Here is a 13562-nt window from a genome sequence, read left to right as displayed (position 1 = left end):
TCCCTCGGAAGGGGGAGGCGGCGGCGTGGGATCAACCGGCGTCCGCTCCGGTGCACCGCGCTGAGAGATCGGAGTAGACCAGCCCGGCGGGCAGGTCCGCCCGGAACGCGCGACGCGTGTCGGGCTCCTCGACGACCGACCACGACACCTCGTCCTGGACCTCCGGCTCGAACTTCTCCCACTCGAACCAGTTGATCATCTTCAGATTCGGGAAACGGGCCGCGGTCTCGGCCGAGAGCACCTGCTGCCACCACGCCTGCTTGATCGCCAGCTCCCCCGCCGGGTCGCCGCGGGGGACGACCAGCGCTGCCGTCTCGGGGATGGCGACGGGCTTGCCGTGGTCGACTCCGTAGGTCTGGTAGAAGTCGGGTGCGGCGGTCTCGTCGCCGGCCGCGCCGTTGTAGGTGCCGGTGAGCTGAGCAGCGAACTTGCCCTCCTCCGGCATCTCGTTCTCGCCCCAGGGGTGGGCCGAGCCCCAGTGGTAGAGCGACATGCCGACCCAGTCGACGGCGTCGTCGCCCGGGTAGTACGGCGCGTAGGGATCGTCGTCGAGGCTCAGCACGCCGTCGCCGGTCGTGTCGAGCAGGGCGAAGTCGGCCGTTCCCGGCTGCGCGGCGGAGGCTCCACCCTCGAACGGGTAGCCGTCGGCGTTGTTCGGCGCCCACATCATCGCGGTGCCGGGCGCATCGCCGTGCACCGCTTCGGCGACCCGCCGGAACGCCGCCACGTAGGCGACGGGCTGCTGACCCCAGGCGTACCAGGAGCCGTTCATCTCGTGCGCGAAGCGGATGATCACGGGAACGCCGGTCTCGTTGACGGAGGCCGAGAGCTCGGCGATGTCGGCCGCGACGGCGTCGGTGACCGCAGCGAGACCCTCGATCGACTCGAGGGTGAGCAGGAGCGTCCCGCCGTTCACGCGCAGCTGCTGAGCGGCCGAGCGCACCTCGTCGCGCTCCTCCTCGGTGAAGGGCAGATCGGCGAACGCGACCGCGACCGCGGGCCGCTGTCCCAGCTCGCGGGAGTACTCCTCGATCGTCTGCGATCCCCAGTCGAGGTTCACGCCGAAGAGCGCACCCTGCTCGGGGACGATCTCGGCCGCGGGGCGGACGACGCAGGCGGCGGCGGTCTCGGCGGCGGTGCCGCATCCGGTGAGGGCCGCGACGACGATCGCCAGTCCGGTGAGGGCGAGGGCGCGAGTTCGAGGGGCCACGCCACACGGTAACCCGCGGCCGCCGTTCCCGCTCGCCCGGGGTCGGGCACGGAGAGGGCTGTCCGCGCTCCGATCCGCTCTCCTGCCACCCGTGGTCTGACGTGCCCAGCAGCGAGCCGATGCCGGGGCGGTGTCGAGGATGCGCCCGTCGTCCACGGCCCTTAGTGTCCAGGAGTGATCGGTGGCAGTGGACTCGTCGCGACGGTGTCCGCCGTCGTCGTCTGCGCGGCGATCTCGGCGGTGGCGCTCAGGGTCTTCGGAGTCGGCGCCTTCCTCCGCCCGGCGCTCGCGATCCTCCGCGGCGCGGTGCAGCTGACACTGCTCGCGCTGATCCTCACCGGCGTCATCTCGGACCTGCGCTGGGTGGGCGCCTTCCTGCTCCTGATGCTCGTCGCGGCGGTGGCGACCGCCTCCGGGCGTCTCGGGCGCACTCGCCGGGCGGTGCTCGCCGTCTCTGTCGCGATGGTGGTGGGCGTGGTGTTCACGGGGGCGGTCGTCTTCGGCCTCGGCGCCGTTCCGTTCACCGGCCGCTACCTGCTCGCGGTCGGCGGCATCGTGATCGGCGGATCGATGACGGTCGCGACCGTGACCGGGCGGGCCTTCGCGGCGACGCTCGCCGACCGGTGGGATCAGGTCGAGGGATGGCTCGCGCTCGGGGCGACTCCGCGGCGGGCGACCAGGACGCCGGCCAGGGAGGCGGTGTGGACGGGGCTCGTGCCGCTGACGGACCAGACGCGGACGACCGGGCTGGTGGTGCTCCCCGGAGCGTTCGTCGGCGCGGTCTTCGGCGGGCTCTCGCCGCTGGACGCCGGCGCCTTCCAGATCACGGTGCTCGCCGCGCTGGTCGCCTCCGGATCGCTGGTCGCCGTGGTGCTGCTGGCCGTCCTGGGCGGACGAGCGGTCCGCCCGTAGGTACTGTGGAGCGGATCCCCGCAGCACCCGCCCCGACGAAGGAGCCCCCATGCCCACCATTGTGAGCGGCGTCATCGCCCGGTCGAAGGGGGCTCCCGTCGAGCTCGTCGACATCGTCGTCCCCGACCCCGGGCCGGGCGAGGCCGTCGTCGACGTCGAGACCTGCGGGGTGTGCCACACCGACTTCCACTACCGGGAGGGTGGGATCAGCGACGACTTCCCCTTCCTGCTCGGCCACGAGGCCGCCGGAAAGGTCAGCGCGATCGGCGAGGGCGTCACGAACGTCGCGGTCGGCGACTTCGTCGTGCTCAACTGGCGGGCCGTCTGCGGCGAGTGCCGCGCCTGCACGCGCGCCGAGCCCTGGTACTGCTTCAACACCTTCAACGCGACCCAGCGGATGACCCTGGTCGACGGCACCGAGCTCAGCCCGGCGCTCGGGATCGGCGCGTTCGCCGAGAAGACGCTCGTGCACGCCAAGCAGTGCACGAAGGTCGACCCGGAGGCGGACCCCGCCGCGGTGGGCCTGCTCGGCTGCGGCATCATGGCCGGCCTGGGCGCGGCGATGAACACGGGCAACGTGGGCCGCGGTGACTCCGTCGCGGTGATCGGCTGCGGAGGCGTCGGCACGGCCGCCGTCGTCGGCTCCGCACTCGCGGGGGCGAGCACCGTGATCGCCATCGACCGCGACCCGAAGAAGCTGGTCGCGGCCGAGAAGCTCGGTGCCACGCACGTCATCGACTCGAGCGGCCTCGACGAGGCGGGTGTCGTCTCCGCGGTGCAGGCCCTGACGAACGGCTTCGGCGCCGACGTCGTGATCGACGCCGTCGGTCGCCCCGAGACCTGGCGCCAGGCGTTCTACGCCCGCGACCTCGCCGGCACCGTCGTGCTCGTCGGCGTGCCCACTCCCGAGATGACGCTCGAGATCCCCCTCCTCGACGTCTTCGGCCGCGGCGGGTCGCTCAAGTCGAGCTGGTACGGCGACTGCCTGCCCGAGCGCGACTTCCCGATGCTGACCGACCTCTACCTCCAGGGCCGGCTGCCGCTCGACGAGTTCGTCACCGAGCGGATCGCGATCACCGAGGTCGAGCAGGCCTTCGCCACGATGGCCGGCGGCGACGTGCTGCGCTCGGTGGTGGTGCTCTGATGGCCGCCCGCATCGAGAACCTGGTCACGAGCGGCACCTTCAGCCTCGACGGCGGCACCTGGGACGTCGACAACAACGTGTGGATCGTCGGCGACGACTCCGAGTGCGTCGTCATCGACGCCGCCCACGACGCCGACGCGATCCTCGGGGCCGTCGGCGATCGCGTCCTCCGCGCGATCCTGCTGACTCACGCGCACGACGACCACATCGACGCGGTGGCGGCGCTGAAGGCCGCGACCGGCGCACCCGTCCTGCTGCACGACGGGGACCGCGTGCTCTGGGACGCGGTCTACCCCGACACCTCCCCCGACGGCGGCCTCGTCGACGGACAGATCGTGCCGGTCGCCGGCGTCGACCTCGAGGTGCGGCACACCCCCGGCCACTCGCCGGGCGCCGTCTGCTTCGTCGCCGCCGAGCTCGGCACCGTCTTCACCGGCGACACCCTCTTCCAGGGCGGGCCGGGCGCCACCGGCCGCTCGTACAGCGACTTCCCGACGATCATCGACTCGATCACCGAGAGGCTGCTCACGCTGCCGGCCGACACCGTCGTCCTCACCGGGCACGGCGACTCGACGACGATCGGGGCGGAGGCGCCGCACCGCGAGGAGTGGATCGCGCGCGGGCACTAGGGCGTGTCGAACACGATCCCGCGTGCTCCGACCGTGCACGCAGGCCTGCGGATTAGGGTCGCGCCATGAGCACTCAGCGCACCCCCGTCACCGTGACCGTCACTGGAGCAGGAGGCGCGATCGGCTACGCGCTCCTGTTCCGCATCGCCTCGGGTCAGCTCCTCGGGCCGGACGTGCCGGTGCGCCTGAACCTCCTCGAGATCCCCGCGGGCCTGCGCTCGGCGGCCGGCACCGCGCTCGAGCTGCAGGACGGCGCCTTCGGCCTGCTCCGCGGCGTCGAGGCGACCGACGATCCGGCCGCGGCCTTCGACGGAGCGAGCGTCGCCCTGCTGGTCGGCGCCCGGCCGCGGAGCGCGGGGATGGAGCGCGCCGACCTCCTCGCCGCGAACGCGGGAATCTTCGGGCCGCAGGGAGCCGCGCTGAACGAGCACGCGGCCGACGACATCCGCGTGCTGGTCGTCGGCAACCCGGCGAACACCAACGCCTGGATCGCCCGCGCGAGCGCCCCCGACATCCCGGCCGGGCGCTTCACCGCGATGACGCGACTCGACCACAACCGGGCGGTCGCGCAGCTCGCGGCGAAGCTCGACGCTCCCGTCGACTCGATCGCCGGAGTGAGCATCTGGGGCAACCACTCCGCGTCGCAGTACCCCGACGTCACGCACGCGACGGTCGACGGACGCCCCGCGACCGAGCTCGTCGACGCCGAGTGGCTGCACCGCGAGTTCGAGCCGCGCGTCGCGAAGCGCGGCGCCGAGATCATCGAGGTGCGCGGGGCCTCCTCGGCGGCGTCCGCCGCCTCCGCCGCGATCGACCACGTGCACGACTGGGTCACGGGAACCGAGTGGACGTCGGCCGCGGTCGAGTCCGACGGGTCCTACGGAGTCGAGGAGGGACTGATCTCGTCGTTCCCGGTCCGCGCGGTCGACGGCGAGTGGCGGATCATCGAGGGCCTCGAGATCGACTCCCACTCGCGCGCCAAGATCGACGAGTCCGTGCTCGAGCTGCGCGCCGAGCGCGACGCGGCACTGGCGTTCCTCGATCGCTGATCCCCTCCGCGAGACGCCGTTCCGGTACGCCCGGGTCGGCGTGTCGCGTACCGGAGCGGCGTCTCGCGGGAATGGTCAGTGGCGCGGGGCCTTCTCGGGGGTCGGGAGGGTGCCGGCGGCGCGCGCCGCCTCGAAGTAGGCGTGCGCCTCCTCCTGCCGGGTCGCCTCGGCGCCGCTCGCGATCGACGCGCGGATGTGCTCGGGGCGGTAGCCGAAGGCGGCGACCAGATCGCCGGCGTGCGGACGGAGCCGGGCCAGGAGCCGGTCGATGTACGACGTGACGGCCAGCGCGCGCTGCGACGACAGGCGCCCGTGGATGAGGTACCAGTCGAGGTGCTTCTCGATCAGACCGAGGCCGAAGAGATCGCGGAGCCAGGTGAGGACCGTGCGGGTCCCCTCGTCCTCGATCGCCGCGAGCCCGTCGGTGAACGCCTCCCACTGCAGCAGCTCGGCGTGCGCGCGCGCCGCCTCGATCAGCTCGCTCTGGTGCGCGTTGAAGAGCCGGGCGGCCTCGTCGGCCGGCAGCTTCGAGGCCGAGCGGAGTCGCGAGGCGATGCCCGACACCATGCTCTCGACACGGTCGGTCAGCAGCTCGCGCTGCTCCTCGCGGAGCTGGCCGACCGAGCGGGCCGTGGACCCGCGGTCCGAGACGACCTGCGCGAGCCGGCGCAGCCCCGAGTTGTTGACGGTCGCCTCCGCCACCTGCTCGACGGCGTAGCGGGCGAGCACGCCGGGCTGCGCGTTCTTGAAGCGCCGGCCGACATCGGTGAGCAGCCGCTTGGCCACGAGCTGGAGCAGCACCGTGTTGTCGCCCTCGAACGTCGCGTAGACGTCGAGGTCGGCGCGGAGCTGGGTGAGGCGGTTGTCGGCGAGGAAGCCGGCGCCGCCGCACGCCTCGCGCGCCTCCTGCAGAGTGTCGAGCGCGTGCCAGGTCGACAGCGCCTTGAGCCCGGCCGCGAGGGTCTCGAGATCCTGCCGCGACGCGTCGGTGTCGTTCGCGCCCGAGAAGACGTCGTCGAACGCGCGCAGCAGCTTGTCGTGCGCGAAGCCGGCCGCATAGGTGGTCGCCAGGCGCGGGAGCAGGCGGCGCTGGTGGCGCTGGTAGTCGAGGAGCACCTCCTCGCGGTCCCCGCCGCCGGTGAACTGGCGGCGCTGGTCGCCGTAGGTCACGGCGATCGTGAGGGCGACGCGGGCCGCCACGACGGAGGCGCCGTCGAGCGAGACGCGCCCCTGGACGAGCGTTCCGAGCATGGTGAAGAAGCGGCGGCCGGGGCTCGCGATCGGGGACGAGTAGGTGCCGTCGGCCGCGACGTCGCCGTAGCGGTTGAGCAGGTTCTCACGCGGCACGCGGAGCCCGTCGAAGTGCAGCCGGCCGTTGTCGATCCCGTTGAGGCCGCCCTTGAGGCCGTCGTCCTCACCGCCGACGCCCGGGAGGAACGCGCCGTCGTCGTCGCGGATCGGAACGAAGAAGGCGTGGACGCCGTGGTTGACGCCGCGGGTCACGAGCTGCGCGAAGACGACGGCGGCGCGCCCGTCGACGGCCGCGTTGCCGAGGTAGTCCTTCCACGCGGCGCGGAACGGAGTCTGCAGGACGAAGTCGCCGGCGGCCTCGTCGTAGGTCGCGGTCGTCGCGATCGAGGCGACGTCGGAGCCGTGACCGGTCTCGGTCATCGCGAAGGCGCCGGGGATCTCGAGGCTCATGATGCCGGGCAGCCACTTCTCGTGGTGCGCGCGGGTGCCGAGGTGCAGCACCGCGGCTCCGAAGAGGCCCCACTGCACGCCCGACTTGATCTGCAGCGACGGATCGGCGGTGACCAGCTCCTCGAAGCCGGCGATGTTACCGCCGTGGTCGGCCTCTCCGCCGAGGTCCTCCGGGAAGGCGCGGAGCACGCCGCCCTCGGCCGCGAGGACGTGCATCTGCCGGGTGACCCGCGCCCGGTGCTCGGCCATCGGCAGGCCGTCGACACGGTGCAGCTCCTCGCGGGCGGTGAGCTCGCGCGAGGCGAGGCGCTGCTCACGCCAGGCTCCGAGGAGCACCTCGCCGAGCGCGGCGACGTCGACGCTGGGCGAGCCGTCCTCGTCGAGGCGGGCATCGACCTCGGAGCCGAGCGAGTCGACGGGAGGCGTCGGGGCGATCGCGCCGGCCTTCGAGCGTCGCGGCCGCGAGCGGCCGCCGGCGGCCCTGTCGGCGGCATCGGTGGCGGAGCGGGGGCGGGGAGCGGTGGTGACCATGACTGGAGGATCCCTTCGACCGTCGTCGGTTCGGCCCGCTCGCGGATCGCCGGCGGCGACGGATCGAGCGGGGTCGATCCCTGGCCGACGATCGTCGGGAGGCGGTGCTCTGCACGGTAGATCGGCTCCCGCGAAGGCGGAAACGATCCGTCGCGGGACGACAAAGCGGGCCGCGCGCGTGTGCTCCCGCGTTGTCGGAACCGGCCAGCGCGCCGCTCGCCCCGTCGGCCGGAATGCGACAGCTCCTCCCCTCTCTTGACAGGACGGCCGGGCGTTCGTACTGTATCGATACACGCCGCTCCTGTACCGATACAGGACGGTCGCCGGGCACGAAGGAGTGCGATGAACGACACGAGTACCGCGACCCCCTCGCCGTCCCCCCTGCAGCGCTTCCTGGCGGATCCGTCGCTGGTCGTGATCGGCGACCGCTGGCACCTCTTCCCGACGACCGACGGGATCGAGGGCTGGGGAGCGAGCGCCTTCCGCTCGTACTCCTCCGAGGATCTCGTCGAGTGGACCGACGAGGGCGAGATCCTGCGGCTGGGCCGCGACGTCGGCTGGGCCGACTCGTTCGCCTGGGCGCCCTCGGCCATCGAGGTCGACGGAGTGCACTACCTCTACTTCACCGCCGGCAACAGCATCGGCGTCGCCCGCGCCTCGACCCCCGCCGGGCCGTACACCGACCTCGGCGCTCCCCTCGTCGCGGCGGGCCGGTTCGACGGAGTCGCGATCGACCCGTCGGTCTTCCGCGATCACGACGGCACCGTGTACCTGCTCTGGGGCAACGGCGTCGCGCACCTCGTGCGGCTGGCGGAGGACCTCGTGTCCTTCGACGAGGCGGACGTGCACTCGTGGGTGCCGACGGGATTCCGCGAGGCCGCCCACCTGCACCGCCACGGCGACTCCTACTTCCTCACCTGGTCCGAGAACGACACCAGGGAGGAGGACTACCGCGTGCGCTGGGCGGTCGGCGCCACTCCGTTCGGCCCGTGGACCGACGGCGGCGTCCTGCTCGAGAAGAACACGGCCCTCGGGATCCTCGCGACCGGCCACCACTCTATCTGCCCCGTCCCCGGCACCGACCAGTGGGTGATCGCCTACCACCGCTTCGCCATCCCGGACGGCGACGGAGTGCACCGCGAGATCGTCTTCGACCTGCTGGTGCACGACGGCGATCGACTCGTGCCGGTCGTCCCCCGCCACGAGCACCTCCGCGTCCCGCTCGCTCCGACCGACTCCTGACCCCCCATCACCCGATCCCCTCCACAGAACAGAGGAATGCAATGTCGCATCGCTCCCGCACCATCCGCTCGGCGGCACTCGTCGTCGCCGCCGCGGCCGCTCTCTCCCTGACCGCCTGCAGCGCCTCGGGCGCCTCCGACGGGAAGACCACGCTGAGCTTCTTCTCGTGGGACAACGAGGCGACGATGACGCCGGTCATCGACGCCTTCGAGAAGGCCCACCCCGACATCGAGATCGAGTTCTCGAACGCGCCGCCCGTCGCCGAGTACGTCTCGACGCTGCAGACGCGCCTCGCGGGCAACAACGCCGCCGACGTGTTCATCATCGCGGCCGAGAACAAGACCAACCTGATCGAGGGCGGCTTCGTGAAGGACCTCACCGACGAGCCGTTCATGTCGGCGATGTCGCCGTTCAACACCGAGACCTACAGCGCCGACGGCAAGGCCTACGGGATGTCCACCTCCTCGTGGGCGGGCGGCATCATGTACAACCGCGCGCTCCTCGAGGCCGCCGGCGTCACCGAGATCCCGACCGACTGGGACGGCTTCCTCGACGTGCTGAAGACGGTGAAGGACTCCGGAGTCACGCCGTACTACGACTCCGCCTCGCAGATCCCGCTGGGAGTCTCGGCCCTCGTCGGCTCGGCCGACGCCGAGCAGGGCGGCGAGGTGGACGCGGCGATCTTCGACGGCTCCGCCTCGTTCGGCGACCTCTGGGAGGAGCCGCTCACGGCCTGGAGCGAGCTGCTCACGAGCGGCCTGATGAGCCAGGACGTCGTCAGCCTGACCGGCGACCAGATCGTCGACGAGTTCGCCAACGGCCGCGTCGCGATGATGGCCGCCGGCCCGTGGAACCTCCCCTCCGTCCGGGAGAAGGCGCCCGACCTCGACGTCGCGTTCGCTCCGTTCCCGACCCTCGACGGCAAGGGCTACTGGGCCGGCGCCGCGTCGCCCGGCTTCGCCATCAACTCGAAGACCGAGCACACGGCCGAGGCGGAGGAGTTCCTCTCCTTCCTCGGCAGCGAGGAGGGCGTGCGCACCTACCAGGAGGGCACCTCTGCGCTCACCACCACCACGAACTACACGCCCGTCATCGACCCCGCGCTCGAGCCCAACCTGGCCGGGCTCCAGGCGGGCGAGTTCTACCTGCCGCAGATCGCCTGGCCGCGGGAGCAGGACGCGCTGAACACCGAGGCCGTGGCGCAGATCCAGCTGCTCGCGCAGGGGCAGTCCTCTCCCGCCGACGTCGCCGCCGCCCTCCAGGCGCGGCTCGAGTCGCAGGGCTGAGGGCCCCGGTCCCCGTCATGACCGCCCACACCGCTGTCCGCGGCGCCGGAGCCCTCGCGCTCCGGCGCCCCGCCTCTCCGCTGCGTCGACGCGAGACCCTCAGCACCGGGATGTTCCTCGTGCCGATCCTGATCGTCTTCGCGCTCCTGTTCGCCGTGCCGCTGGCGCAGTCGTTCTACTTCAGCCTGACGGACTTCGACGGCTACTCGGTCGAGTCCGACTTCGTCGGCTTCGCCAACTACGTCAGCATCTTCCGCGACCCGGCCATGCTCGCCGGGCTGGTCTTCACCCTCACCTACAGCATCGGCACCACCGTGCTCGTCACGGCGCTGGCGATCCCGCTGGCGCTCGTGCTCAACCGGCCCTTCGTGGGCCGCGGAGCCGTCCGCGCGATCCTCTTCTTCCCGGCGATCCCGAGCATCGCGATCCTCGGGCTCGTCTGGGGTCTGATCCTGTCCCCGCTCGGCTCGGGAGCGATCAACCGCGTCCTCGAGGGCGTCGCCGGCCTCGGTCCGGTGCCGTGGCTCTCGAACGGGGCGCTGGCGCAGCTCTCGGTGATCGTCGTGGGGGTGTGGTCGAGCACCGGCTGGCACGCGATCCTCTACCTCGCCTACCTGCAGTCGATCCCGGAGGACTACTACGAGGTCGCCCGGATCGACGGAGCATCGGCGCCGCGCCGGTTCTTCTCGATCACTCTCCCCCTCCTCGCCCCCGCGGTGACGGTGAGCACGCTCCTCCTGATGACGGGCGGGCTGAAGGTCTACGACCTGCCCTTCACCCTCACCAAGGGCGGCCCGGGCTTCTCGACCTACACGATCACGCAGTCGATCATCCAGAACGGAGTCGCGCAGGCGCAGTTCGGCAAGGCCTCGGCCCTCGCCGTGGTGTTCCTCCTCGTCGTCGGCTCGATCGTCGCCGTCCAGCTGCTCATCTCGCGCCGCTTCGAGGAGAGGACCTCATGACCACCCTGATCAAGGACCCCGCCCCGACCCTCTCGCTCGACGCCCCCCGGCGCCGACGACCCGCGGGGCCCGCTCAGCGCCGCCGCCGCTGGGGCAGCGCCCTCACCAGCGTCGGCATGATCGCCCTGGCCGCCCTGGTCGGAGCCCCCTTCTACTACATCGTCGTCAGCACCCTGAAGACGCAGCAGGAGGTCTCGAGTGCGCCGTTCGCTCTGCCGACCACCTTCGATCCGAGCAACTACACCGACGTCTTCGCCTCCGTCCCGATCCTCGGCGCGTTCGCGAACACGCTCTACGTGACCGTCGCCTCCGTCGCCCTGATGCTGCTCGTCGGCTCGATGGCCGCCTACGCGATGCTGCTGCGGAAGACACTCCTCACCCGCGTCGCCTCCGTCGTCCTGATCATCGCGTTCCTCGTCCCCGGCCAGGCGACGCTGATCCCGCTCTACCGGCTGCTCGCCGGAGCCGGTCTGGTCGACAGCCTCGAGGGCCTGATCCTGCTCTACGCCGCGGGGGCGATCTTCTGCTACTTCCTGATCCAGGGGTACATGAAGTCGCTGCCGCTCGAGATCTTCGAGGCGGCGCGGATCGACGGCGCCGGCCCGTGGCAGATCTACTGGCGCATCGTCCTGCCGCTGATCCGCCCGATCCTGATCACCGTCGGCGTGTTCCAGACGATGTGGGTGTGGAACGACTTCATCACCCCGAACGTCTTCATCAGCTCGCCCGAGAAGCAGACCCTGGTGCTGCAGGTCTACAAGGCGGTCGGGTAGTTCGGAGTGAACTGGCCCGCGTTCCTGACGCTCAGCGTGATCGTCCTGCTCCCGATGGTGGTGTTCTTCATCGCGATGCAGAAGCACATCGTCGGCGGCCTGGTCTCGGGCAGCGTGAAGGGATGAGCGGCTTCCTGCTCGCCTACTTCCTCCCCGGCGAGCGCGAGGACGGCGAGCGGGTGCGGCTCGCGGTGAGCGAGGGGGCGACACCGGAGTCGTTCCTCCCGCTCCCGCTGGGGGTGCCGGTGCCCGCCGTCGGCGAGCGCGGCGCCCGCGATCCGTTCCTCGTGCGCGACAGGACGACCGGCCGCTTCGTCCTCCTCGCCACCGACCTCCGCACCTGGCCGGACGGCGACTGGCACCGGGCCGTCCGGCGTGGGAGCCGCTCGATCCTGGTCTGGCACTCGGACGACCTCGTCGAGTGGACCGCCCCCTCGCTGCACGAGGTGGCGCCCGAGTCGGCGGGCAACGCCTGGGCCCCCAAGGCCTACTGGAGCGACGAGCGCGGCTGCTGGCTCGTGTTCTTCTCGGCGGCCCTCTACCCTCCCGAGGCGGACAGGGCCTCCGCCGCGCACCAGCGGATCCTCGTGGTGGAGACGACCGACTTCACGACCTACCGCACGGCGAGGGTCGCCCTCGACACCGGACGCGACGTCATCGACGCCACCTTCCTGGCCGTCGGGGACCAGTGGCTCCGCTTCACCGTCGAGGCCGAGCCGGAGCGCGGCGTCAGCGCGGTCACCCTCGCGCGCGGGCTCTCGCTGGAGGGAGCGTTCGAGACGGTGCGCACCGGGATCGGGTCGCCCGAGCTGGCGCGCGGCGAGGGACCCGCCGTCGTGGCCACGCCCGAGCGCACCTGGCTCCTCATCGACGAGTTCGGGCTGCGGGGCTACCGGCTCTTCGTCAGCGACGACCCGGCCGGAGGCGCGTTCGCACCCGTCCCGAGCGCGCGCCTCCCCGTCGACGCGCGGCACGGCTCGCTGCTCGCGCTCGAGGGCGACGAGGCCGCCCGCCTCCGGAGCCTGCTGCGGTGAACGGGCTGCCGCTCGTGGGACCATCGGAACGAGGAGGCCCGATATGGTGACGATCCACGACGTGGCGAAAGAGGCCGGGGTCTCCCCGATGACCGTCTCGCACGTCCTGAACGACCACCCGCACGTCCGCGAGAGCACGCGCGAGCGGGTGCTGGGTGTCATCACCCGACTCGACTACCGCGTCAACGTCGCCGCCCGCAACCTCCGAACCGGGCGGACCGGCACCATCGGGCTGGCCGTCCCCGAGATCGACCGCCCCTACTACGGCCGGCTCGCGGCCGAGATCATCGCCGCCGCCGAGAAGCACGACCTCCGCGTCGTCATCGAGCAGACCGGTGCGCGACGCGAGAACGAGCTGGAGGCGCTCGCCTCCTCGCGCAAGCGCCTCTACGACGGCATCATCCTCAGCACCGTCGGCCTGGGCTCCGCCGACACCGAGCTGCTGCGGGTCGATCATCCGCTCGTCATCCTCGGTGAGCGGATCTTCGAGGGGCCGGTCGACCACGTCGCGATGGCGAACGTCGACGGCGCGCGCATCGCCGTCGAGCACCTCATCGAGCGCGGCTGCCGCCGGATCGTCATGGTCGACAATCCGGAGCACGACGAGATCGACGTCTCGAGCCTCCGCCTCGAGGGCTACCGCCGCGCCCACCGCGATGCCGGGCTCCCGATCGATCCGGACCTGCACGTGAACGTCTCGGAGTTCACGATGACCGGGGGCGCCGAGGGAATCCGCGTCTTCATCGACCGCCGGATCCCCTTCGACGGAGTCTTCTGCATCACCGACACCGTCGGCATCGGCGTCCTGCGCGGCCTGGCCGACCGCAGCGTCGCCGTCCCGGGCGACGTCCGGGTCGCCGCGTTCGACGCCATCATCGAGGGCGAGTACACGATCCCGAGGCTGACCACGATCGACCCGGACCACGCGTTCATGGCCCGCACTGCGGTCGAGCGGATCGTGCACCGCATCGCGGGCGGCACGGAGCCGGCCGGCGAGTACATCGCGGCACCGAAGCTGGTCGTGCGGGAGAGCTCGGCCTGAGGGCGTGGGCGCGAGGGTGGCGGCCCGAGGGTGGCGGCCCGAGGGTG

The 13562-nt window shown here is 71.8% G+C and carries 12 protein-coding genes; 10 read left to right on the top strand and 2 right to left on the bottom strand.

Features of this window, described 5'->3' with window-relative positions; genetic code table 11:
• Positions 1-31 precede the first annotated feature (31 nt).
• Positions 32-1210, bottom strand: coding sequence for a glycoside hydrolase family 26 protein (locus tag GRS96_RS05750; RefSeq protein ID WP_159987975.1), 1179 nt, complete (start codon positions 1208-1210; stop codon positions 32-34).
• 174 nt (positions 1211-1384) lie between these two features.
• Here GRS96_RS05750 and GRS96_RS05745 point away from each other — a divergent pair, with 174 nt between their 5' ends.
• The 4 genes from GRS96_RS05745 to GRS96_RS05730 all read left to right on the top strand — a co-directional run bounded on the left by GRS96_RS05745 (position 1385) and on the right by GRS96_RS05730 (position 4944).
• The gene (locus GRS96_RS05745; RefSeq protein ID WP_159858364.1) at positions 1385-2122 is read left to right on the top strand and encodes an ABC transporter permease; all 738 of its coding nucleotides are present in this window, start codon (positions 1385-1387) and stop codon (positions 2120-2122) included.
• A 49-nt stretch (positions 2123-2171) separates the two neighbouring features.
• Positions 2172-3266: an S-(hydroxymethyl)mycothiol dehydrogenase gene (locus GRS96_RS05740; RefSeq protein WP_159987974.1), complete on the top strand. Its 1095-nt coding sequence runs from the start codon at positions 2172-2174 to the stop codon at positions 3264-3266.
• A complete protein-coding gene (locus GRS96_RS05735) occupies positions 3266-3895 on the top strand; it encodes an MBL fold metallo-hydrolase (RefSeq protein WP_159987973.1) in 630 nt (209 codons plus the stop codon). Before GRS96_RS05740 ends, GRS96_RS05735 begins: the two co-directional genes overlap by 1 nt.
• Positions 3896-3960: 65 nt before the next feature.
• A complete protein-coding gene (locus tag GRS96_RS05730) occupies positions 3961-4944 on the top strand; it encodes a malate dehydrogenase (RefSeq protein ID WP_159987972.1) in 984 nt (327 codons plus the stop codon).
• A 75-nt stretch (positions 4945-5019) separates the two neighbouring features.
• Here the strand turns inward: GRS96_RS05730 and GRS96_RS05725 are convergent, their stop codons facing one another.
• Complete coding sequence (locus GRS96_RS05725; RefSeq protein ID WP_159858352.1) at positions 5020-7176, bottom strand: acyl-CoA dehydrogenase family protein; 2157 nt, start codon at positions 7174-7176, stop codon at positions 5020-5022.
• A gap of 342 nt (positions 7177-7518) precedes the next feature.
• Between GRS96_RS05725 and GRS96_RS05720 the strand changes: the two genes are divergently transcribed.
• The 6 genes from GRS96_RS05720 to GRS96_RS05695 all read left to right on the top strand — a co-directional run bounded on the left by GRS96_RS05720 (position 7519) and on the right by GRS96_RS05695 (position 13515).
• Positions 7519-8418: a family 43 glycosylhydrolase gene (locus GRS96_RS05720; protein ID WP_159858349.1), complete on the top strand. Its 900-nt coding sequence runs from the start codon at positions 7519-7521 to the stop codon at positions 8416-8418.
• Between the two features lie 41 nt (positions 8419-8459).
• The gene (locus GRS96_RS05715) at positions 8460-9704 is read left to right on the top strand and encodes an ABC transporter substrate-binding protein (protein ID WP_159858346.1); all 1245 of its coding nucleotides are present in this window, start codon (positions 8460-8462) and stop codon (positions 9702-9704) included.
• A 17-nt stretch (positions 9705-9721) separates the two neighbouring features.
• Entirely contained in the window at positions 9722-10666 is a 945-nt protein-coding gene (locus GRS96_RS05710; protein WP_204162040.1) for a carbohydrate ABC transporter permease, read from the top strand.
• The gene (locus GRS96_RS05705) at positions 10663-11439 is read left to right on the top strand and encodes a carbohydrate ABC transporter permease (protein WP_236553567.1); all 777 of its coding nucleotides are present in this window, start codon (positions 10663-10665) and stop codon (positions 11437-11439) included. The genes GRS96_RS05710 and GRS96_RS05705 overlap by 4 nt, the downstream gene beginning before the upstream one ends.
• A 122-nt stretch (positions 11440-11561) precedes the next feature.
• A complete protein-coding gene (locus GRS96_RS05700; protein WP_159987971.1) occupies positions 11562-12473 on the top strand; it encodes a glycoside hydrolase family 43 protein in 912 nt (303 codons plus the stop codon).
• 43 nt (positions 12474-12516) lie between these two features.
• Entirely contained in the window at positions 12517-13515 is a 999-nt protein-coding gene (locus GRS96_RS05695) for a LacI family DNA-binding transcriptional regulator (RefSeq protein WP_159987970.1), read from the top strand.
• The last annotated feature ends 47 nt before the right edge of the window (positions 13516-13562 follow it).

This window comes from Rathayibacter sp. VKM Ac-2803 (genome assembly GCF_009807175.1).
In the GTDB taxonomy this organism is placed as follows: domain Bacteria; phylum Actinomycetota; class Actinomycetes; order Actinomycetales; family Microbacteriaceae; genus Rathayibacter.
This window is presented reverse-complemented; position numbering and strand designations above follow the sequence as displayed.